This is a genomic window from Nitrospira sp. (assembly GCA_015709715.1).
Lineage (GTDB): Bacteria > Nitrospirota > Nitrospiria > Nitrospirales > Nitrospiraceae > Nitrospira_A.
In genome coordinates, this window is the sequence record CP054184.1 from 3,241,998 (window position 1) to 3,263,898 (window position 21,901).

The 21,901-nt window shown below is 58.3% G+C and carries 17 protein-coding genes; all 17 read left to right on the top strand.

Features of this window, described 5'->3' with window-relative positions; genetic code table 11:
• Window positions 1-4: 4 nt before the first annotated feature.
• The 17 genes from HRU82_15625 (at window position 5) to HRU82_15705 (ending at window position 21,876) form a co-directional block, all read left to right on the top strand.
• Entirely contained in the window at window positions 5-796 is a 792-nt protein-coding gene (locus tag HRU82_15625) for an ABC transporter permease (protein ID QOJ36278.1), read from the top strand.
• Window positions 786-2,114: an ABC transporter ATP-binding protein gene (locus HRU82_15630; GenBank protein QOJ36279.1), complete on the top strand. Its 1,329-nt coding sequence runs from the start codon at window positions 786-788 to the stop codon at window positions 2,112-2,114. The genes HRU82_15625 and HRU82_15630 overlap by 11 nt, the downstream gene beginning before the upstream one ends.
• Entirely contained in the window at window positions 2,092-2,817 is a 726-nt protein-coding gene (locus HRU82_15635) for a methyltransferase domain-containing protein (protein QOJ36280.1), read from the top strand. Before HRU82_15630 ends, HRU82_15635 begins: the two co-directional genes overlap by 23 nt.
• Complete coding sequence (locus HRU82_15640; protein ID QOJ36281.1) at window positions 2,814-3,755, top strand: class I SAM-dependent methyltransferase; 942 nt, start codon at window positions 2,814-2,816, stop codon at window positions 3,753-3,755. Before HRU82_15635 ends, HRU82_15640 begins: the two co-directional genes overlap by 4 nt.
• A gap of 414 nt (window positions 3,756-4,169) precedes the next feature.
• Window positions 4,170-6,923: a glycosyltransferase gene (locus tag HRU82_15645; protein ID QOJ36282.1), complete on the top strand. Its 2,754-nt coding sequence runs from the start codon at window positions 4,170-4,172 to the stop codon at window positions 6,921-6,923.
• Window positions 6,920-8,059 carry a methyltransferase domain-containing protein gene (locus HRU82_15650; protein QOJ36283.1) on the top strand — a complete coding sequence of 380 codons (1,140 nt, stop codon included), beginning with the start codon at window positions 6,920-6,922 and terminating at the stop codon, window positions 8,057-8,059. Before HRU82_15645 ends, HRU82_15650 begins: the two co-directional genes overlap by 4 nt.
• Window positions 8,060-8,120: 61 nt before the next feature.
• Window positions 8,121-9,170, top strand: coding sequence for a class I SAM-dependent methyltransferase (locus HRU82_15655; GenBank protein QOJ36284.1), 1,050 nt, complete (start codon window positions 8,121-8,123; stop codon window positions 9,168-9,170).
• A 17-nt stretch (window positions 9,171-9,187) separates the two neighbouring features.
• The gene (gene asnB / locus HRU82_15660; protein QOJ36285.1) at window positions 9,188-11,014 is read left to right on the top strand and encodes an asparagine synthase (glutamine-hydrolyzing); all 1,827 of its coding nucleotides are present in this window, start codon (window positions 9,188-9,190) and stop codon (window positions 11,012-11,014) included.
• 134 nt (window positions 11,015-11,148) lie between these two features.
• Window positions 11,149-12,279, top strand: coding sequence for a glycosyltransferase family 4 protein (locus tag HRU82_15665; protein QOJ36286.1), 1,131 nt, complete (start codon window positions 11,149-11,151; stop codon window positions 12,277-12,279).
• Window positions 12,276-13,334, top strand: coding sequence for an undecaprenyl/decaprenyl-phosphate alpha-N-acetylglucosaminyl 1-phosphate transferase (locus tag HRU82_15670; GenBank protein ID QOJ36287.1), 1,059 nt, complete (start codon window positions 12,276-12,278; stop codon window positions 13,332-13,334). The genes HRU82_15665 and HRU82_15670 overlap by 4 nt, the downstream gene beginning before the upstream one ends.
• Window positions 13,331-14,641 carry an FAD-dependent oxidoreductase gene (locus HRU82_15675; GenBank protein ID QOJ36288.1) on the top strand — a complete coding sequence of 437 codons (1,311 nt, stop codon included), beginning with the start codon at window positions 13,331-13,333 and terminating at the stop codon, window positions 14,639-14,641. The genes HRU82_15670 and HRU82_15675 overlap by 4 nt, the downstream gene beginning before the upstream one ends.
• Window positions 14,642-14,653: 12 nt before the next feature.
• A complete protein-coding gene (locus tag HRU82_15680) occupies window positions 14,654-15,838 on the top strand; it encodes a glycosyltransferase family 4 protein (protein QOJ36289.1) in 1,185 nt (394 codons plus the stop codon).
• Window positions 15,839-15,862: 24 nt separating this feature from the next.
• Window positions 15,863-16,981, top strand: coding sequence for a DegT/DnrJ/EryC1/StrS family aminotransferase (locus HRU82_15685; protein QOJ36290.1), 1,119 nt, complete (start codon window positions 15,863-15,865; stop codon window positions 16,979-16,981).
• A 232-nt stretch (window positions 16,982-17,213) separates the two neighbouring features.
• Entirely contained in the window at window positions 17,214-19,232 is a 2,019-nt protein-coding gene (locus HRU82_15690) for a Gfo/Idh/MocA family oxidoreductase (GenBank protein ID QOJ36291.1), read from the top strand.
• A 141-nt stretch (window positions 19,233-19,373) separates the two neighbouring features.
• The gene (locus HRU82_15695) at window positions 19,374-20,627 is read left to right on the top strand and encodes a tetratricopeptide repeat protein (GenBank protein QOJ36292.1); all 1,254 of its coding nucleotides are present in this window, start codon (window positions 19,374-19,376) and stop codon (window positions 20,625-20,627) included.
• A gap of 116 nt (window positions 20,628-20,743) precedes the next feature.
• Window positions 20,744-21,493: a hypothetical protein gene (locus tag HRU82_15700; protein QOJ36293.1), complete on the top strand. Its 750-nt coding sequence runs from the start codon at window positions 20,744-20,746 to the stop codon at window positions 21,491-21,493.
• A gap of 167 nt (window positions 21,494-21,660) precedes the next feature.
• Window positions 21,661-21,876, top strand: a complete 216-nt coding sequence (locus HRU82_15705; GenBank protein ID QOJ36294.1) for a TraR/DksA C4-type zinc finger protein — start codon at window positions 21,661-21,663, stop codon at window positions 21,874-21,876.
• The last annotated feature ends 25 nt before the right edge of the window (window positions 21,877-21,901 follow it).

The following is a 21,901-nucleotide window of genomic DNA, read 5'->3' on the forward strand; positions in this document are numbered from 1 at the left end:
TCTGATGGTCGTGGGGAGTCTCTGCCGTCATTGGACGCTTTTCACTCAATTCACCCGGCGCGAAATCGTCGCTCGGTATCGAGGCTCTTTCCTGGGGATGTTGTGGGTGCTCCTTCATCCGGCGGTCATGCTGAGCGTCTACACGATCGTCTTCCAGGGAGTACTGGGGAGCAAGTGGAGCAGCGGCGGTGAGAGTTCCCTCGATTTCGGGCTCCTTCTGTTTTCCGGGCTTATCGTGCACACGATGTTCGCGGAGAGTGTCCATCGTGCGCCGCATCTCGTCGTTACTCATAGTACGTATGTAAAAAAGGTGGTGTTCCCGTTGGAGATCTTGGCGTGGAGTTCTCTCGGCGCCGCGTTGTTTCATGCTGGGGTTAGTGTGGCAGTGTTGATCATGTTTTATGGCGCTCTCCATCTCTCGCTCCACTGGACCATGTTCCTTCTACCGGTCGTGCTGCTCCCCTTGTCCCTGATTATCTTGGGGATATCGTGGGTCCTTGCTTCGGCCGGGGTATTCGTACGTGATATCGCCCAGGCCAGCGGCCCGATCACGGCCGTTATGTTGTTCTTGTCTCCCGTCTTTTATCCGGTCTCCGCATTCCCGGAAACGTACCGTATGTTGCTCTATGCGAATCCACTCACCTTCTTGATTACGCAGGTGCAGGACCTTCTGATTCACGGAAAGGCGCCGTACTGGGGCGGCATTGTGGCGTATTGGGTGGGCAGTTATCTCGTGGCGTGGGGCGGACTCGTGTGGTTTCAGAAAACGCGGAAGGCCTTTGCCGATGTCCTCTGATTGGGTTATCCGCACCCAGACGTTGTCAAAAACCTATCGATTGTACGATCGCACCATAGATCGGGGTAAACAGTGGATTCTCCCGCCACTGCAGCGCAGCCTCGGGCTCGCTCCGAAACAGTTTTACCGTGCGGTACCCGCTGTCCAGGATCTCTCGTTTGAAGTCAAACGGGGGGAGACGCTGGGGATCGTTGGTCGCAATGGATCCGGGAAGTCAACGTTATTGCAGATGATCGTCGGTACGGTCAGCCCTTCAAGCGGAAGCGTCGAAGTGGCAGGGCGGGTGGCGGCACTTTTAGAACTGGGGGCGGGATTTCACCCGGAATTTACAGGAAGAGAGAATGTGTTTCTCAACGGCACATTGCTGGGGTTGTCTCGCGAGGAAATCGAGCGAGAATGGGAGGCTATTCTAGGGTTTGCAGACATCGGTGGCTTCATCGACCAGCCGGTGAAGACGTATTCGAGCGGCATGGTCGTTCGGTTGGCTTTCGCGGTAATGGCCCATGTGAAGGCAGATATTTTGATCATTGATGAAGCGCTTGCCGTTGGAGACACGTTCTTCGTTCAGAAGTGCATGCAGTTTCTCCGCTCGTTCATGGAACGGGGAACCGTGCTCTTTGTGAGTCATGATACATCGGTCGTCCTGAGTCTCTGCCGCAAGGCGTTGTGGTTGGAGCAAGGGCGAATGGCTGGATTCGGCGAGGCCAAGCGGGTCTGTGACCGCTATCTGGCCGGAGCTGCGTCAGTTGGAATAGGCAAGGAAGACAAGACCTATGGGGCTGCTTCCTCAGTGCAAAACAGCGCTGAGCGGCACGATCAAGTGTCCGGTTTCGGTGGGCACAGCGCACGTATAGAGTGCACCTTTCTTCAGGATTCGTCGGGACAACGAGTGAATCTGGTGATGGGACGAACGGATGTTTGCCTTCGCGTTGAGTGTCGAACGATGATCGGGCTCGGCAGTCCAATCGTCGGGTTCATCGTGCGTGATCGGCTGGGTCAGCCTCTCTTCGGCGGAAACACGGTAGGGGGGGAGAAGAATCGTGTGCGGCCGATCCCAGCCGATACAGGTTTTGCCGTGGAGCTAGGTTTTGTGTTGCCCATGCTGCAGCCCGGTGAATATTCGCTCAGTGTGGCGCTCGCGGATGGGACGCAAGAGCAGCACGTGCAACATCACTGGATTCACGATGCATGGTCGTTTACCTCAGCCCCCTCCGAATCGTGCTTCGGACTGTTGGGGGTCGACTCTCTGAAGGTGAATTGGCAGTGGAATCTTCCGCTGCAGCCGAGAGAGGGCCATGATGGCGCCATTGCCCTGTAAAGTCTGCGGAGGCCGCACATTCGCGCATCATGATGTGCTGTGGAAAGCATTAATCGCGCAATGGGAACTGTCTGCGTCGGAGGCACAGTACATCAACGTTCAGCAGGGAACCTGTTGTGAAACGTGCGGCGCGAATGTCCGTTCGATTGCACTTGCTACGGCCATCCTTCACGTGCGCCGAGGGGCACAGTGGTTGCGGGAATGGGTCAAGAGCCCCGATGCAGATGAATGCGATCTGCTGGAAATAAATGAAGCAGGGACGCTCACCGACACCTTGTCCGCCGTGCGGCGACATCGGTTGGTGCGCTATCCACAGTACGACATGATGGCGCTTCCGTTTGAGAATGAATCATTTGACCTGATCGTCCATTCCGATACGCTGGAGCATGTGTCCGATCCCTTGCAGGGGTTGCGCGAATGCCGGCGGCTTTTGCGACCCGGCGGGGCCTGTATCTTTACGGTTCCTATCGTCGTGGGACGGATGACGCGAAGCCGAAAAGGGTTGCCGACGAGCCTGCATGGGAGTGAGGGGTGTGCGGATCCTGCGCTGGTTGTGCAGACTGAGTTCGGCGCCGATGTCTGGTGCCGGGTTCTGGAGAGCGGCTTCGAGGAATGTCGACTGGTGGCGTATCGATATCCCGCCGGGATCGCCATCATCGGGACTCGGTCCCGACTCAAAGCGGTGGTGAGGGAGGATCTGTGACGACGGTTTCGAGTTCAGCGCAGGGTCTCGAGGCGAGCGGTGAGCGCTTTCTCCCGGAAATGCAGGGCGTGATCGCGCTCGAGCATCTCCATCGGTATGCCCTCGCCAGCGAGTTGGCCGTCGGCAAGCGAGTCCTTGATATTGCTTGCGGTGAAGGCTACGGCTCCGCCCTGTTGGCTCAGACGGCTCGATCAGTCTGTGGTGTCGACATCTCACCGCACGCCATTGCACATGCCAAGCGCAAATATGCGCATCCGAAAGTCGAATTCGTGGTCGGGAGTTGCGCCGACATTCCTTTCGGCGAGGGGATGATCGACCTGGTCGTGAGTTTCGAGACCATTGAGCATCATGATGCGCACGAGGCCATGTTCACCGAGATCAAGCGTGTTCTGCGTCCCGGTGGAATATTGGTCATGTCCAGTCCGGACAAGTTGGAATATACCGAGCGTGCCAATCACCGGAATGCATTTCATGTGAAAGAACTGTACGCGCAGGAGTTCGCCCAGCTGGTTGAACGGCATTTCGCGCATGTGGCCATGTTTGGACAGCGGGTGCTGTATGCGTCTGCCATCCTTCTTGCGAGACAACCCGGTCAGACAGTGGAATATTTTCGCGAGCAAGACTCGCCGATTCAGTCGGTTGAGGGGATTGTGCGTCCCTGTTATCAGGTCGCGGTGGCATCGGACGGATCCTTACCGCGGTTGACCTCCAGCCTCTTTGAACAGATTGGCGAGTCGGACCCTGAGATCAAACGATTGAGTCAGCTCTTGGACCATGCTCAACGTCGCATCGCCGGACTGGAAGCTGAGGTCTACGGATTGAAGTCCGGTATCGAGACCATGCTCAACTCCCATTCATGGAAGGCGACGAGACCGCTGCGAGCTGCCGCCAACTTGGTGCGCTCCCTGACAGGGAGACCCTATGACCAGAATCTCTAATCGGTTGCATTTGAAAGGTCTCACAGCTCAGTGCCTCAGCACTGCGGGGCAACCTAAGCCCATGGGTGGACCGAAGAACGGGATGGTACCTCCTGGATGCGTATGGGTTCATTGAGGCAGGGGCTCATACAACCCTTAAGATTCATGCGCTTCTCCTTGGCGGAGGGCCTTCTCTGGTATCGACGGCATGGTCGATTCCCGAGGCGTTCGGAGTGGTCTGACCTCCTGCGGAAAGCAGCCTGTCGCTTCAGCATTGCGGCCCACCGAGCGATCCAGGCTCCGAAGACTATCGGACCGGTCGTTCCACCTTACGAAGCTTGGCTTGAGGTCAATGCGTGGAATAGCCGGAGGCGTCAGGACTTACTTGAACGTCTTGCTGCACAGGCCGGTCGTCTACCCACGTTGTCGATCCTCATGCCCGTTCACGATCCTCCTCCTGAATGGTTGGAGCGGGCCGTTTCGTCGGTGGCGGGGCAGGTCTATGGTGAGTGGGAGTTGTGCATTGTCGATGACGGAAGCCGAAATCCTGCCGTGCGAGACCTTTTGGAGCGTTGGCATCAAGCCGATCCTCGAATCAAGGTCACGTCTCTCACGCAGAACCTCAACATTAGTGCGGCCACCAACGAGGCCGCGGCATTGGCCGGCGGGGAGTTCCTGCTGTTTCTCGATCATGACGATGAGTTGACGCCGGACGCGACGGGGGAGGTGGCGCTTTATCTTGCGGAACGGTCCGAGATGGACGTGCTGTACTCGGATGACGATAAGATCGACACAGCCGGCCGCCGGTATGATCCTCAATTCAAGCCCGATTGGTCGCCGGAACTGCTCCTGTCCTATATGTATCTCAGCCACCTCTTGGTGGTACGGCGGAGTCTATTCGTTTCCTGCGGCGGGATGCGGCTGGGATTTGAGGGCGCGCAGGATTATGACCTGGCTCTTCGTCTGGCGGAGCGTACATCGGCTGTCGGGCACCTTCCCAAGATTCTGTACCATTGGCGTGCATTGCCGGGTTCGACGGCTTCCAGCGGAGCTGCCAAGCCTGGCAGCATCGAGGCGGGGCGCCGCGCTGTCGCCGAAGCATTGGGACGGCGAGGTCTGACAGCCCGTGTGACACAGCCGGACTTTGCCGCGAGGGGACATCTGGGGATCTACTCGCATGAATTCCCCGATGACGGACCGTCGGTCACGATCCTGATTCCCACTAAAAATCAAGTCGGGATGCTTCGGCGGTGCGTGGAATCGATCCGTGCGACGACGTATCGGAATTATGAAGTGGTCATCATAGACAACGAGAGTGACGACCCGGAGACTCTGACCTATCTTGGCGCGATCCCGCACCGAGTCCTACGCATTCCCAACTCAGGAAGGCGATTCAACTTTGCCGCCATCAATAATCGTGCGGTTGAGCAGGTGGCGAGCGACTTCGTGCTGTTCCTCAACAATGACACGGAGGTCAAGGCTCCGCGTTGGCTCAGTCAGATGGTGGGGTACGCCCGGATCTCCGGGGTTGGCGCTGTCGGCGCAAAGCTAGTCTTCGCCGACGGTCGCATTCAACATGCCGGGGTGGTGCAGGGACTCTATCATGGGCTCGCCGGTCCAGCTTTCAAACTGATGTCCACTGCGGAACATGGGTATCTCGCCTATGCCTCGGTGACGCGTAATTATTCCGCGGTCACTGCCGCTTGTCTCCTCACTCCACGCCGCCGCTTTCTCGAACTCGGTGGGTTTGATGAGCAGCAATTCGGTGTGGCCTACAACGATGTCGACTATTGCTATCGGTTGGTCGATCACGGGGATCGATGCGTGTACTGTCCCGATGCGCAGCTGACGCATTATGAAGGTTATTCACGCGGTTTTCGGGATGATCCCAGTGAGGTGGCTGCATTCAAGCACAAGTACAAAAAACGAGTGGATCCGTGGTATAGCCCGCATCTGTCCCTGACCGATGAGCGTTTCAGCATCACGCCGCGAACGATCGCAGCGTCTAGGCCCAAGCCCGTTCCTATGGTCATGGTGGCGTTGAACCTGAATTGCGAGGGGGCACCGTGGAGTCAGTATGAACTGACGTGCGCGCTGACCAAACGAGGACTGATTCAGCCGATCGTCTATTCACCTACCGACGGTCCATTGCGTGCCCTGTATGAGGCGCAAGGCATTTCAGTGAGGGTGGGACGGCATCCTCTTTGGGCCGTGACGAATGTGAAGGAATTTGAGGAGGCCGTCACTCGGTTTGCGTCCGACTGCCGATCTTGGAGAGCCGAGGTGGTGTATGCCAATACGCTCCAAAACTTTTACGCCGTCGCGGCTGCTCATCGAGCCGGCTTGCCTTCTGTGTGGAACCCACGTGAGAGCGAGCCATGGCAGACCTATTTTGACTATTTGCCTGACGGTGTCATTCAAAAGGCATACGATTGTTTTGCGTTGCCCTATCGGGTCGTGTTTGTCGCCGATGCGACCAGGGACGCCTATGTTCCCTTGAACACCAGACATAACTTTATCGTTATTCGAAATGGGCTGGATACGACCCGCATCGAACAGGCGTACCGGCAGTGGCCGCGCGACCGTGCCCGAGACTCCATCGGTGCGGGCAACGACGAGGTGGTAATCCTGTCGTTGGGCACAGTCTGTGAGCGCAAGGGGCAGCAGGAACTGGTGGCTGCTCTTCATCGGATGGGCGAATCGCTGCAGCAGACGATTCGATGTGTCATTGTCGGAGATCGTCCGAGTGCATACAGTTCTGCATTACATCGCCTCGTCAAAACCCTGCCGCCTGCCTTGCGCGAACGGATTCACATCGTGCCGGAAACGAGAGAGACAGCGCCCTATTACCGTGCTGCCGATGTGTTTGTCTGTACCTCCAGGCTGGAGAGTTATCCGCGAGTCGTATTGGAGGCGATGGCCTACGGACTCCCAATTGTCACGACACCGGTTTTCGGCATCCGGGAACAGGTGCGAGAGGGTGTCAACGCCCTTTTTTATGACCCAGGCAATGTGGATCAGCTGCGTCAGTGTTTGGAGCGCGTGCTCGGAGATGGACAGTTTCGGACAAGCCTGGGGCAGCAGAGCCGCTCGGTTCTATCCCTCGGGACAGACTTTGACGAGATGGTCACCGCCTACGGGGCAATTTTTACAGAGGCCTGGATGACCGGGAAGGGATTGGAATCATGACGGTGGCTTTTAATCTGGAAACGCCCACCGGAACGATTTTAGACCCCGTCAGCCGATTTTCCGGTTGGTATATCCCACAGTCGGGATGCCGGCCACAACTCTGTTTGCTCTGCAACGGTCACCGCGAAGCCGCTCTGGCGTGGGGAAGTGTTCGTTCAGATGTAGCCGCTGTTCATCAGACTCAGGCGCTGGCAATCACCAGCGGCTTTCAAGGCGATCTCTTCGGCGGCGAACATCTGCAGGGTGGGGTGGTCGAAATCGCCGTCATTGATGAAGCCGCGCGAGGAATAGAACTTATCCGGCAGACCTATCTCGTCCGCCCATTCCGGCCGCTTCCTGTGAGAGAGCGCAGTTTTCAGATCGATCGGCTGCTGGTATGTCCAGAATGCCAGTCATCACTTGTCTACAAGGGGGCGAGGTGGGTTTGTCCGCGGTGTCCTCTACATGCTGCGGTGCGGGGCGGCGTCCCCCATTTTCTCGAAGGGCGGGGGCTTCCCTGCCTGCACGTCAGCGAGCAGAACGTCACCCATCCCTATTCCAGCGACGTGCGTGAGATTCTCGATCGTCATAAGGATGGACTGATACTGGATTTTGGCGCCGGCCACACTCCGAAAAACCTCCTGCGCCCGCACGTTGTCTATCTCGACGCTGTCCAGTATCAATGGACCGACCTGGTGTGCACGCGGAGCCGGTTGCCGTTTCGCGACCACACCTTTGATGCCGTGGTGAGCCAGTCCGTCTTCGAGCATCTGCCCGACCCGCATTTCACCGCTCGGGAGTTGTGTCGCATCCTTCGCCCCGGAGGAATCATCCATCTGGATACAGCCTTCATGCAGCCGCTTCATGGGGATCCCTGGCATTTTTTCAATATGACACACCATGGCCTGCGACGAGTGATGGCGCCGTTCGAAGAAATTCGGTCTGGCGTGAAGCCCTATCAACAACCGTCGGCGAGCTTGCAGATGCAGTTTGAAGCGATCGCGCCGCTGCTGACCTCTCGGTCGTGGCGTCGGACCATCGAAAAATGGCGGAAAGAGCTGCAGCGAGGAGCAGCGGAGTTTGACCGGGCGCTGGGTGAGGTGGGGCGTACGACATTGGCGGCGGGGTTTTATTTCGAAGGACGTCGTCCTCGGTAATCCCGAATGTAACCGTTACAGCGAAGGGCCGTTCGTTGCTCGATGTTTGGTAGGGGGATTCATGGTCGGTAGTTGGCAGGTGGCGCGTCAGGCGAAGGGTGTCGTGTGGCCCGTCGTAAGGCGCGTACTTCGTCTATTGGATCGGGTCCACCTGAGTCTCGCCCGGTTGGTTGGGGATCCCCATCGCACGCGGGGGGCCGACGCGCATGAACGTGTGTCCGAATACTGGAGCAGTCAGTTCGAGGCAATGCGGGTGGATCAATCGTACTGGATGAACAATCGGCTGGTCGAAGAGTGGACCTATCGTCTGATGACGGGGACGCCTCAGCACTGGCTCAATTGGCTGCTGAACGAGTATTTTGTCCAGCGCACGTTCGAGCGCTCGCTCAGTGTCTGCTGCGGCGACGGAGCCCATGAAATACAGCTGTATCGATCGGGCAAGGTGCGTAGGGTCATCGGTGTGGATCTTTCTTCCGGTGCAATCGCCCAAGCCAAGGCGCGGTTTGAGGCGGCAGCGGCCCCGCCCGATCGTTATCGATTCACGGTGCAGGATGTCAACGTGTTGGACGTCGACGGCATGTTTGATTTGATCTTATCCACCGGGGCATTGCACCATGCCACCAATCTGGAAACCCTGTTGGCGAGGCTGGAGCAAGCTCTCACGCCGGACGGGTATTTTGTCGTGGTCGAATTCATCGGACCCAATCGATTTCAATGGACGGATCGGCAGATCGAGATTGCCAACAAGGTCCTCGGTGCTTTGGATCCTGCCTATCTGCGAGACGGCACCTGCACGAGGTTTGAGCGTCCGACGATTGCCAGCATGCTCGCCTGCGATCCGTCGGAAGCGGTGCGCTCCGCCGATGTGTTTCCCTTGGTGAGACAGCATTTTGAAGTCTGTTATGAGCGATGTTACAACGGTACGCTGCTCCATCAATTGCATCCTCTCCTGAAGACCGAGCTGGCCAATCAAGGGCGGCGAGATTTTGACTCCATCGTGAGGCTGATTCTTCTGCTGGAAGATATGCTGGTCAAGCACGGCGTGTTGGCTTCCGATTTTGTCTTCCTGATCTGCCGCAAGCGTCAGGGCGTCGCTCAACGGCTTTCTTAGTCGCGGGGAATCTCTACATGTGCGGTATTGCCGGGGTTGTCGATCAGGTGGCTCCCTCCCAGGGACGGCGGCTGCTGGGACGGTTGCTCGCAACTATGGTCGCGCGTGGTCCGGATGGAATGGGCGAATTCCATGAGCAGCATGTCGCGATGGGCATGCGGCGGCTGGCCGTCATTGACGTAGCGGGAGGAACGCAGCCGCTGTTTAGTCAGGAGGGTCAGGTGGTGGCGTTTCAAAATGGAGAAATCTACAACCATGCGGCGCTTCGCCGTGAATTGACGGGTGCCGGTGCCACGTTCAAGACCGCCAGTGATACGGAGGTGTTGGCTCACGGATACGCGCACTGGGGAATCGACAGGCTCCTTGCCAAGCTGGACGGCATGTACGCGCTGGCGATTCTCGATCGTCGAACCGGGAACTTGCACTTGGCGCGCGATCGCTTCGGAGAAAAGCCGCTCTTTTATACGCACAAGAAGGGCCGCTTCGCCTACGGTTCTACTCTCACGGCACTGGCCCAATTGCCGTGGGTTGATGCTCTTGTCGATCGCGAGAGCCTAGACCGATATCTCGCCCTTCATTTTGTGCCGGGCCGGCGAACACTGTTCAGCGGAATCTATCGCGTGTTACCAGGCGAGCGATTGACGGTGTCCGTGCGGTCGTTGACCATTGATCACCAACGCTACCATGCTCCGGCATTGAATCCGATTACGCCCGTGGAGACCACGGATCTCACTCGCCTGCTTGAATCTGCGGTGACGAGCCGATTGATTGCGGATGTTCCCGTCGGCGTTTTCCTCTCTGGGGGACTCGACAGCTCGGTCGTCGCAGCCCTGGCAGCGAAGCATCATCCCGCTATCGATACCTTCTCAATGGGCTTCAAGGACGCCCGATATGACGAGTCGGGGCATGCCCACCTCGTGGCGCGCGCGATCGGCGCTACGCATCACCATTTCACCTTTGATGAAGCGGCTTTTCATGACTTGCTGCCGACCGTCGCGGAGAGTTTGGACGAACCGATCGGCGACCAGGCGCTCTTGCCCACCTATTGGTTGTGTCGTGAAGCGAAACGGCATGTGACGGTCGTGCTTTCCGGGGAAGGAGCTGACGAACTCTTTGCCGGGTACGATTATTACGGAAGTTTCTTGTCTCAGCGTTCGTGGCGCGCGGTTCTCAAGTGTTGGGTGCAGGGTCGACAGGGAGCGGACTCGACGCGAGAGCTATGCGACAATGTGCGATCCGCCACGCCCTCAGGCTTCCCCTTGGTGATGAGTGCCGAGGATCGCCGTTGTATATTGGGGACAGTGGCACAGAAGTCGGATTCCTGGGACGCCTACCTGTGGACCTCTCTTGATCGTGCAAGCCATCCGCTGCAACGGGCGACCCTGACGGATCTTTTCACGTGGCTACCCGACGATTTGCTGGTCAAGCTCGATCGGATGGCCATGGCCAACAGTCTTGAGGCGCGCGCACCTTTCCTCTACCCCGCCTTGGCGGAAACAGCGCTTTGCTTGCCGGACGCCAAGCGCATGGGGGCCGGGCAGAGCAAGGTGGCTCTGCGTGAGGTGGCCGCTACGCTCTTACCGGCTGAAGTTGTCGGTCGGAAGAAGCAGGGATTTGTGCTTCCAATGGGCCGATGGCTGCGGGAGTGGTTGCGTCGCGTGGGTCCGCTGAGCGACTACTTTGATCTGAGGCATATCCCGACCTTCGATGCCGGTGCGGCTGCAGCAATCGTTACCCGCGAGCTGGCGGCGGCTCGTCCCAATGAACGCCTTTTGTTTTCCTTGGTCATCTTGACCGAATGGCATCGTGCCTTCTTCGGGCGCCAGAAAACTCTTGCAGCGTAGAAGCTGCGCAAATCTCGAGACCACCCTCGTCCAAAACATTGAAAAGCCTACCCTTTGTGTCGAACTCCGGTACTATTTGTCTGTCTAGGACGAGATCAAGCCGACGTCGCCCCAACCATCTGAACACGTGCTCCATGACGGTGACCTACTTCTCCAAAACCTCGAGTATTGGCCCAAGCAGCCGTTACCGTATCTTCCAGTATCTCCCACAATTGCGTGGCGAAGGCATTCAGTGCGTCGTCCATCCTCTGTTCGGTGAGGCCTATTTCGCTATCTTGAAGGTGCCATCCAGGCTGTCTCGTATTTTGCTGAAGATTTCCTACGTGCCGCGTCGTTTTGCGAGACGTTGCCGGCAGTTGGTGAGCTTGAGGCGAAACGATCTGATTGTAATCGAGGGGCAACTCTTCCCCTATCTCCCGCCGGTGGCTGAGCGGATTTTGAAATGGTGTCGTTATCGCCTTGCAGTGGAGATGGATGATGCCATCTACCTCACAGTCGGTCACCATCGGAAGATGCCGGCCTTGCTCGCCCTCGCCGATGCTGTGATCGTCGGGAATGAACGGTTGGCTGCCTATGCGCGGCGGTATTCCCCAGAAGTCCATGTCGTGCCGACGGTGGTCGACACGGAGCGATTTATTCCGCGAGTGGATGAACCGGATGGGGAATCAGGGGACTCGTCGAAGGCGATTACCGTCGTCTGGATCGGATTGGCGTACAACCTATGGTACCTGGATGTGCTTGCACCGGCCTTGCGTGCGTTGCAGGCGCATTATCCCATCAGGCTGCGAGTCGTCTGTTCCCAACCGCCGCAGTTGCCTGGAATCGATGTTGAATTCCGACCATGGGATCTGCAACGAGAGGTGGTGGACCTTCAGGATGCTTCGATCGGCGTCATGCCGCTTCGCGATACGGAATGGGCCAGGGGGAAGTGCGGTCTGAAGCTGCTGCAGTATATGGCGGTGGGAATTCCCGCTGTTGCGTCGCCCGTCGGTGTGAACCGAGAGATCATCACGAATGGGAAGAATGGATTCCTAGCTTCGACAGAGCGCGAATGGCACAACTGCCTTGAGATGCTGTGTCGGTCGCCTCAGCTTCGTCGGCAGATGGGCCAAGCAGGAAGACGGACGGTCGTGGATCAATACTCTCTATCTCTGTGGGGGCCACGACTGGCAGCGCTGTACCGAACCGTTTCCGCGAATGGGCGAGGGGGCGGCTGGGCAGGCAGGAAGATGACGTCACCGGGTTCTATGACAAGGTTTCCATGATTCTGCTGATTCTTACCTTTCTCTTGGCGGCGATTCTGGCAATCTATGGCGTGCCCATCGCGCGTCGAGCAGCCTTGAAGTTCGGGATCGTCGACAGTCCTGACGGTCGTCTGAAGCATCAGCGCGAGCCGGTGCCTTACCTGGGTGGATTGGCCATCTACTTATCATTTCTTGTGAGTTTAGCCTTCACATTCGAGTTTCGGCATGACGTGCTGGGAATCGTGCTGGCCGGTACCTTGGTCGTCATGCTGGGACTCATCGACGATTTTGGCGTGCTGTCACCGGGCGCGAAGCTCGCGGGGCAGTGCCTCGCGGTGTTCGTGCTGATCAAAAGCGGAATACGCATCGAGATTGCATCACTGCCCGATTGGGTCGATATCGCGCTGACGGTGCTCTGGATGATTGGCATCATCAACGCATTCAATCTCCTCGACATCATGGATGGCCTCTCGGCCGGTGTCGGAGTCATCAGTGCGGCATTTCTCTGTGTCGTGGCGATCCTGAACGGCGATCAAACGACCGCCTTCATGTTGGCTGCGCTGATGGGCAGTCTCCTGGGATTTCTTCGCTACAATTGGAAACCGGCGTCGATCTACATGGGAGACTCAGGGGCGTTATTCATCGGGCTGATGCTCGGCGCATTGTCGATGATCGGGAAATACACGGAAGGGCATGTCGTCTCGCTGCTGACGCCGGTATTGATTTTGGGCATGCCCATCTTCGACACGCTTTTCGTCATGTACATCCGGTTTTTGCGAGGCCTCCCGATCTTTCTCGGCAGTCCTGACCATCTTGCGATTCGCCTGCGCCACTGGGGTCTGTCCGTCAAGCAGGTCGTGGTGATCAGTTACCTCGGCGCAGCCTTGTTGGGAACCATCGGCTTGCTGGTCATGGCGGTGCCCCAGGAAGTGGCCGTTCTTCTCAGCGGCGCGACGTTAGTCGGTCTGGCTGTAGCGGCCGTGTCACTGACCAAGCTGAAGGTAGCCGGGAGAGGCGTCATGCTCAATCCGGAAACGATGACGTCGAATCCGGCAGAAAGGACTGGCTTGTCATGATCGTGATTGTCGGGGCCGGGTTGGCAGGGTTGAGCGCGGCCTATCATCTTCGCGGTGTGTCGTACGAGATTCTGGAGCGCGAACAGGAAGTCGGGGGGCTCTGTCGATCCTATACGAAGGACGGGTTCACTTTCGACTACACGGGGCACTTGTTGCACTTCCGACAGACCGCAATCAAGGCCCTCGTCGAAAGTCTTTTGCCAGATCAACTGCGACGACATGCACGCAAGTCTTACATCTATTCACACGAGACGTACACAGAGTATCCGTTTCAGGTCAATACTCATGGCCTTCCGCCCGCGGTTGTCCGTGACTGTCTCCTGGGGTTCATTGCGACGTTGTCTCCCTCTGCCTCCAAACCGCCGGCGGACCAGCGGTCTTTCAAACAGTGGATACTCGAGAGTCTGGGAGAGGGCATCGCAAAGCATTTCATGGTGCCGTTCAATGAAAAACTCTGGCAAGTGTCGCTGGATGAATTGACGTCGGAGTGGGTCTCGTGGCTCGTGCCGAAGCCCGATGTGAAAGATGTCGTCAACGGAGCGCTGGGTATTCAGGACAAGGCCTTCGGATACAACCCGTCATTCCTCTATCCGGCGAGCGGTGGAATCAAGATGCTCCCGGAGGCCTTTCGTATGTCTCTCGATCGTCTCACCTTCGGAGCAGAACTGCTGCAGGTCGAGACTGAACGGCGACGGGCGGTGTTTCGGGGGAGGGAAGGTGAACGAACGCTGGACTATGAGCGGATGATTTCGACCATCCCTCTGCCGGAGTTGGTTCGGCGTTGTGTGGACCTGCCTCCCGCGATACGGGATCGGGCGCAAGTTCTGCGATGGGTGTCTGTCTCCAACGTCAATCTGGCCGTTGCCCGAGAGCAGATTTCCGACAAACATTGGATCTATTTCCCGGAACATCGATATCCCTTCTACCGCGCTGGATTTCCCATGAACTTCTCCCCCGCCATGGGGCAATCAGGCTGTACCTCTCTCTACGTCGAAATGTCGCATCAGCCCGGCGAGCAGGAGCCGAATGTGGTCCTGATTGAGCGGGCTCGGAAAGGTCTGGAGGATGCGGGCCTGTTCAGGCGGGATGATGAACTCGTCATGGCGGATGTGAAGGACTTGTACTATGCCTACGTATTGTACGATCGACAACGTGGACGTGCGGTGCAAGAGTTGCTTGCCGAGTTGGAACGAAGGGGCATCTCGTCCATCGGACGATATGGCTTATGGGAGCATACGTCGATGGAAGATGCGATCGCCCAGGGGCGCGATGTGGCCATGCGTCTGCGCCTGAAGGCTGCCGCCTGAGGACCCGTCACTATGGACGTCGTCTGTCACGTCATTACCAAGCTGGAGTTGGGCGGGGCGCAAGAAGTAGCTATGCGGGTCGTCTCAGGCTTGGATCGACGACGCTTTCGCCCGGTATTGGTCGCTGGGCCCGGCGGCCTCTTGACGGACGAGGCGCGTGCACTTCCGGGGGTGGAGGTTCAGATCGTCCCATCGCTCATTCGCGAGATCCATCCGGTGCAGGATCTGAAGACAGTATGGAGCTTGGTGTCCCTGTTTCGTCGACTACATCCGAAGATTGTCCACACCCATAGTTCAAAAGCTGGTATCCTAGGGCGGGTTGCGGCTTGGCTGGCAGGTGTTCCTTGTATCCTCCACACAGTGCATGGATATGGCGTGACGCCGGAGCAGCCCTTTTGGATGAGAAGGGTCGTGATTGCGGTAGAACGCATGGTTGGCCGTCTCACCACACGGTGGATCACCGTGTCTCATGCCGATCGTCGTCAGGGGGTTGGATGGGGGCTGTTCACTCCGTCCCAGGTGTCGATTGTGCGACCGGGCATCAACCCGGAACCGTTCGCGACCAAGGCAGAAGCGGCCGAGCGGCAACGCTTTCGCGCGACCCTTGGGGTCGGTCCGACGGATCTGCTGGTGGGGATGGTGGCGTGCCTCAAGCCTCAAAAGGCGCCTGGAGATTTCGTCCATGTGGCATCGATAGTCTGTCGCCGTATCCCACGAGCGCGCTTCATCTTGATCGGGGACGGAATCCTGCGCCCTGAGGTCGAGGCCCTAATGCTGGAATATGGGGTCCAGGACCGAGTCTCCCTGATGGGGTGGCGTCGGGATGTGGCATCGCTTTATCAAGCGATGGATGTGTTCCTCTTGACGTCCCGGTGGGAGGGATTGTCCTGTGCGGTTTTGGAGGCCAGAGCGAGTCGAATCCCGATCGTGGCGACACGGGTAGGAGGCGTGGAAGAGGCCATTGTTGAGCCGGTGCATGGCCGGTTGTGCCGTGCGGGAGATGTCCAGGATTTGGCCGGCCGCGTGTGCGACATCCTGGAGGACGAGCCCTATCGTAGGACCCTTGCGTCAGGGAACGAGATCTTTCCGGAGGAATTTACGATCAATGAGACGGTCAAACAGTATCAGTCTCTTTATGGGTATCTGCTACATGTCGTCCACTCACGTGATCATGTGATGCGATGGCAGACGAATTGACGTGGAGGTTGAACGAAGACACCGATGAATATTCCGCTGCTTGATCTGAAAGCTCAATACCAGTCGATGAGGAGTGAGATCCTGGCTGCGATTGAGGCCACCTGTGATGAGCAGGGGTTCATCCTCGGGCCTCGGGTGACGGCGTTGGAGCAGGCGGTAGCGTCCTACATCGGGAGTGCCCATGCCGTCGGCGTGGCCTCGGGCAGTGACGCGCTCTTGCTGGCGCTCATGGCCATGGGGGTGAAGGCCGGCGACGAGGTGGTCACGGTTCCGTTTACCTTCTTCGCCACGGCCGGCGCGATTTCTCGCCTGGGTGCGAAACCGGTTTTCGTCGACATCGAACCTGATACCTTCAATCTGGATCCGGCGCTTCTCGAACGAGCGATCACTCCGCGAACCAAGGCGATCATTCCGGTGCACCTCTTCGGTCAGTGTGCCGACATGGAGGCAATCACGGAGGTTGCGCACCGACACAAGGTCGGGGTGATCGAGGATGCTTGCCAGGCCATCGGCGCGGCGCGAAAGGGGCGTCGAGCCGGCGTGTTGGGAGATGCGGCCTGCTTCAGCTTTTTCCCATCCAAAAATCTGGGCGGTTTTGGCGATGCCGGCATGGTCACGACCAACGATCAGGCCCTGGCCGAATCCATCGCCATGTTGCGTGTGCATGGAAGCCGTGTCCGGTATGTTCATGAGGCTATCGGGATCAATAGCCGGTTGGATGCCTTGCAAGCAGCAGTGCTCTTGGTCAAGTTGAAGCGGCTGGATCAGTGGGCGGAGGGACGACGACGGAATGCCGCACGATATGCCGAACTGTTCAGCGACGAGACAGTATCGGAGTTTCTCACCCTCCCGATCGTGGCTGCGCACAATTTTCACGTCTTTAATCAGTACACGCTTCGGGTGCAGCGGCGCGACGAACTGCGGAATTATCTGAAGGAGCAAGGGGTGGGGACGGAAGTCTATTACCCCCTGCCGTTGCACCTCCAGAACTGCTATCGCGATCTGGGATATCAGAAAGGGGCATTCCCCCATTCCGAACGTGCCGCGGAAGAGGTCCTCTCGCTTCCCATTTATGCCGAGCTGACGGACGAACAGTTGCAGTATGTCGTGCGAACCATTGCCGCCTTCTACCGCAAACACTAGCATCGTGTGAGATCGCGTCGATCACGGCTACGGTGTTCCCACGCGGGATTGAACCGACCGTGCTGGCAGGTACCCTACGTCCGCTCTTCTCTCTCGCTCTGCCTCAGGTGTGTCGGTGATCTGCGTGTGTAAAAGGTGGTGCAGGATTCGTCGCGCTGAGTCTGCGAAAATGTGTGAGAAGCCTTCACCAAATCGGAAGAATAGACTATAGTGAGCCGCGAGTAGACGTTCCGTGACACAACCACACCCAACCAATTCCGATTCACGTCCGCTCCGGATCGCGTTGATCGGTGCCGGTCGCCACGCGCAGCACCATGCTCGCGCGATCGCCCGTTGCCCCGGCGCCCAGTTGGTGGCGGTGGCCGACCCATCCGATTCGGCGTTGGCTGCGATGCGTGATATCGTCCCGGGCATCGGGTGCTTCAAGACGCCAGAAGAACTGTTGGCTTCTGAACGGGTGCAGGTTGTGCACATCATCACACCGCCTGCCACGCATGCCCCGCTCGCTCGCATGTCGTTGAGGGCCGGATGCCATATCTACGTCGAGAAGCCGTTTGCGGAGTCTGTCGCGGATGTGCAACAGATTCTCGCGGACGCAAAGGCCAAGGGCCTGCTCGTCTGCGCAGGGCACCAGCTGCTGTATGAACCGCCCACCCGAGTGCTGGCACAATACCTCCCGACGATCGGCAGGGTGGTGCATGTTGAAAGTTACTTTTCCTTCCGAACCGTCCGTCACGCGCCAGGTGGGCGCAAGGTCCTTCGGGCCGACCACCAGCTGCTGGACATCTTGCCCCATCCCGTCTATCTGCTGCTCCAGGTCCTTGAGCAAGCCGGGGAGGGACAGACAGAACTGCTGTCATTGGAAGTCAGCCACGAGGGGACGGTGCATGCCCTCGTACGACGCGGAGGCCTGACCGGGACCTTGATCGTGACGCTGGAAGGGCGTCCGGTGGAAAGTTATTTGCGCGTGGTCGGACGGAACGGATCGCTGTTTGCCGATTACGTTCGCAGTACGACTCAACGCGCCATCGGCCCAGGCTCATCGGGAATCGACAAATTGTTCTCGCCCTATCGACAGGCCTGGCAATTGTTGAGTGGCACCACCGTGGCCATGGCGAATCGATTTCTGAAGAGCCGGCGAAGTTATCCTGGGTTGGCCGAACTCTTTACCGCCTTCTACGATGCCGCACGAAGCGGACGTCCATCCCCGTTGTCTCCGGAGGGCATTCTGGAAACGGTGCGGATCTGCGAGCGGGTGGCCCAAGCGTTGAAGGTTGCCGAAGCCAAGGCGTTGGCTGTAGCCGTGCCCAGGCCAGTCACGAGTCGAGGTGTGCTGGTCACGGGTGGCACTGGTTTTCTGGGGAAGGAGATCGTCCGAGCGCTGCTCTCGCGCGATCGTCCCGTTCGCGTAGTGGCGCGCCGCGAGCCTTCTCCTTGGGAGCGCATTGCAGGGGCCGAATACGTGGTCACCGACGTGGCGGCTGGAGTTTCGTCCGAGCTATTCAAGGGGATCGACACCGTCATCCATGCGGCGGCGGAAACGGCCGGAGGGTGGCCGGAGCACCAGCGCAATTCACTGGATGCGACCGAACATATGGTTCGAGGGGCTGCGGCGGCAGGCATTACCCATTTCGTGCACGTCAGCAGTCTGGCCGTCTTGGCGCAGGCTGATGGGCGTGTCATTGGCGATGACCATCCGTTGGAGCCCGATAGCAAGGGGTCCGGTCCCTATGTGTGGGGAAAGCTGGAGTCCGAGCGGTTAGCTGTGCAATTAGGCAAGGAGTTAGGACTTTCAGTGAAGGTGGTGCGACCCGGCGCCTTGGTCGACTATCGAGATTTTGATCCCCCAGGGAGACTGGGGAAGCGATTGGGAAATCTTTTCGTAGCCGTTGGATCGGCACATGATCGTCTCGGCGTAGTCGATGTGGGATTTTCCGGTCGCTTCTTGGCCTGGATGACCGATGCGTGGGATGCCGTCCCGAGCCCGCTGAATCTGCTCGATCCGGTTTCTCCGACCAAGCACGAGCTATTGGACCGGCTCCGCAAGGTGAATCCGGACCTGACGGTGCTGTGGTTGCCGAGGGTGGTTCTCATACCCCTCTCCTGGCTGGCCACATTGGCGCAAAAGGCGTTACGGCCCGGCAAGCCAGCCATCGATGTGGCCAAGGTCTTCAGTGTCCTGCCCTATGACACGTCCCGTATTGCGAAGCTGGCTTCCCAGGTGGATGTGCCGACTCAGTTGAAGTCGTGAGCGGTAAAGGACCTCGCTTCCCAAACATCCTGCTGGGGTTGATTTGTACGGCCATGGCAGCGTAAGTCTGTTAGCATTCCGCATCATGCGAATGGTAAGCTTCCGAACGGCCCCTATCTGTTTCACAACGAGTTGAAGGCCATGCACATGGGAACGCGCGCGCGTAAGGTGGTTGTCGGTCTCGCCCTGTTTGGTCTTCTGGCCGGCTGTGCTCAGGATCAACGCTGGCGTTCGGCGATGCGTGAGGGCAATGACGCGTTACGCTCCGGAGATTACACCCATGCGGAGGAATTGTTCGTTACGGCCCGCAAAGAGGCGGAAACGATCGAACCGCACGGCAAACGGATGGCGGAAACCTTGAGCCAGTTGGGACAGGTCAATCGTGAATTGGCTCGTTATGCGAGAGCCGAAGCGCTCTTCCAAGAGGCGCTGGCGATTCGCGAGCGTGTGATGGGGCCGGACCATGCCGAGACTGCTTCGAGTTTGACCGATCTCGGAGAGCTTTATCGGCTCCAGGGGCTCTATTCTCAGGCCGAGGCGCTCCATCAACGCGCCCGGGAAATTCGGGAAAAGGTGTTCGGCTCCGAGGACAGCAAGACGGCGGAGAGTCTGAACAACATCGCCGTCGTGTATCAAGACCAGCGGCGCTTTGCGGATGCGGAGCCAATGCTTCAACAGGCGTTGGCGGTTCTCGAGAAACGGCTTGGACCGGAACATAGCCTGACGGCGATTACCCGTGACAACCTCGCCAAGATGTATCAGGCGCAGGGCCAGCACGCGCGTGCCATGCCGTTGTATCAGCGGGCTTTAACGATCCACGAAAAGGCCTTCGGTCCGAACCATCCGATCGTCGCTCGGAATCTGGAAAACTTGGGGGATACGTATAGGGCTCAGAACCAGTACTCCCAGGCGGAAGTGTTGTATCAGCGAGCGGTGGGGATTTTTCGAAAATCCCTCGGGAGTGACCATGTCGACACCGCAGAAGCCATGAGCCGGCTAGGGCAGCTGTACGAATTGCAGGGGCTGTACTCTCAGGCCGAGCCGCTGTTCCAGCAAGCGATCAACATTCGTGAAAAACAGCAGGGAGGAGACAACCCCCACGTCGCCGGTGAATTGAAGAACCTGGCGGAGCTGTATCAGGCGCAAAGCCGGCTGGATCAATCGGAAGATCTGTACAAACAGGCGCTCGGGATCTATGAACGGTCGGTGGGGTATGACCGAGAAGCCTATGCCAAGACCCTGAAGAGTTATGCCTCGTTGTTGAGGCGCAAACAACGAGCCGGCGAGGCCGAGCGCCTGGAAGAACGCGCGAATGCCGTCCTGAAGCGCCTTTCGCAGGAAAGTCTGAGCATGGGAAAAACCGCTGCCGAAGTGCCTGTCACCCCGGCTCCCTGACCATCGCGTCCACCCGAGTTGCACCTTCCCTCGATAGTACGTATTGAGGCGGAGCGAGGAATTCCTCTACACTGCCGCCTGTCGCCTCTGCGCCGGTCACACATGGGAGGATGAGTATGAATCGATTGCTGTCTCTGCTGATGGTAGCGGCCTTGTTGTTGGTTACAGCTTGTGCCGCCAAACCCAAGAAGCAGTTTCAACGGCTGGCTGCAGAATTTGTCTCCCCAGTCCGGATTACCAAGCCGGTGGATCAGCAGAGCGCCGTCGTCGGCATGACACTGAAGACCGCCGCCTGGGCTCCCGGGACGGAGGATCGAGTCTATCTGGTGAAGGTCGACGATGAACGTGATCTCTATCAAGGAAAGAATCTCATCCCCACAAGCGTGGTAACCCCCCTTCCCGACGCCGGTGGGGTCGGCACAGTGTATGTGCAGAACCTCCCTCCCGGGCGGTATGCGGCCGTGGCGTTCAGCGCGTCGGAAAAGGGGTTTGGCAAAGTGCGCGAAGTGACGCTCTTTCTGCTTCCCAAGGAGACAGTCACGCGGAGCCTGACCACCGTGACGGCCGGCGGCCTCCACTTTATGGGAGAGTATGAGATCGGCCCAACCCAAATGGTGTTGCAGGAGAACGCCGTCGACGAGGTCCAGGCGCATTACTTCGAGGTCTTCTGGGGAAAACCGTTGGAGCGGGTAGTTGCGGAACTGCAACTCATCGGGACACCGGCCTACTTTGCGGTCCATGCCGCCACTGTTGCGAAGGGGCAGCGGGATCCGGCGGCGGAGCAACGGTTCCTGGCATCCGCCGCGCAGGATCTCGAACCGACGTGGAAGCCGCTGATCGAACGGTCTCGTGCAGCAACCAAGTAACCGACTGCTGAGCATCCGCGGCCGGGACATGCTCACTGCCGCACTCACGCCCTCCGCTGACCAAGCCCGTCACAGTTAACCTACCGTTGACCCTCTCTTGATGTCTCTGTGACCTGAGCCCGGTAGACTTGGCTCAGGTTCGCTACTACTAGCTGAGGAGGATCGCCATGCATGCCGTTCGCCAACATTCCGCCGTCCCTCGGTTACATCTGCACGCTTCAAAACTGTCCGTGCTGAGTCGTAGGGACCAAGCATCGTATGGATTTTGTCGGCAATGTCAGGATGAGATCCCAGTCTCTCGGCTCAGGGTCCAACCGCAAGCCGTGCTCTGTGCCGACTGTATCGAAGAGCGCCTTGAGCGCCTCTACGCCGATTCCCTGTAGCCGATGAGTTCCTCAAACGAGCAGA

Excerpts from the sequence above, each read along its gene's own strand:
- HRU82_15625 (QOJ36278.1), top strand. The coding sequence starts at position 5 with ATGGTCGTGGGGAGTCTCTGCCGTCATTGGACGCTTTTCACTCAATTC.
- HRU82_15630 (QOJ36279.1), top strand. The coding sequence starts at position 786 with ATGTCCTCTGATTGGGTTATCCGCACCCAGACGTTGTCAAAAACCTAT.
- HRU82_15635 (QOJ36280.1), top strand. The coding sequence starts at position 2,092 with ATGATGGCGCCATTGCCCTGTAAAGTCTGCGGAGGCCGCACATTCGCG.
- HRU82_15645 (QOJ36282.1), top strand. The coding sequence starts at position 4,170 with ATGCCCGTTCACGATCCTCCTCCTGAATGGTTGGAGCGGGCCGTTTCG.
- HRU82_15650 (QOJ36283.1), top strand. The coding sequence starts at position 6,920 with ATGACGGTGGCTTTTAATCTGGAAACGCCCACCGGAACGATTTTAGAC.
- HRU82_15655 (QOJ36284.1), top strand. The coding sequence starts at position 8,121 with ATGGTCGGTAGTTGGCAGGTGGCGCGTCAGGCGAAGGGTGTCGTGTGG.
- asnB (QOJ36285.1), top strand. The coding sequence starts at position 9,188 with ATGTGCGGTATTGCCGGGGTTGTCGATCAGGTGGCTCCCTCCCAGGGA.
- HRU82_15665 (QOJ36286.1), top strand. The coding sequence starts at position 11,149 with ATGACGGTGACCTACTTCTCCAAAACCTCGAGTATTGGCCCAAGCAGC.
- HRU82_15670 (QOJ36287.1), top strand. The coding sequence starts at position 12,276 with ATGATTCTGCTGATTCTTACCTTTCTCTTGGCGGCGATTCTGGCAATC.
- HRU82_15675 (QOJ36288.1), top strand. The coding sequence starts at position 13,331 with ATGATCGTGATTGTCGGGGCCGGGTTGGCAGGGTTGAGCGCGGCCTAT.
- HRU82_15680 (QOJ36289.1), top strand. The coding sequence starts at position 14,654 with ATGGACGTCGTCTGTCACGTCATTACCAAGCTGGAGTTGGGCGGGGCG.
- HRU82_15685 (QOJ36290.1), top strand. The coding sequence starts at position 15,863 with ATGAATATTCCGCTGCTTGATCTGAAAGCTCAATACCAGTCGATGAGG.
- HRU82_15695 (QOJ36292.1), top strand. The coding sequence starts at position 19,374 with ATGCACATGGGAACGCGCGCGCGTAAGGTGGTTGTCGGTCTCGCCCTG.
- HRU82_15700 (QOJ36293.1), top strand. The coding sequence starts at position 20,744 with ATGAATCGATTGCTGTCTCTGCTGATGGTAGCGGCCTTGTTGTTGGTT.
- HRU82_15705 (QOJ36294.1), top strand. The coding sequence starts at position 21,661 with ATGCATGCCGTTCGCCAACATTCCGCCGTCCCTCGGTTACATCTGCAC.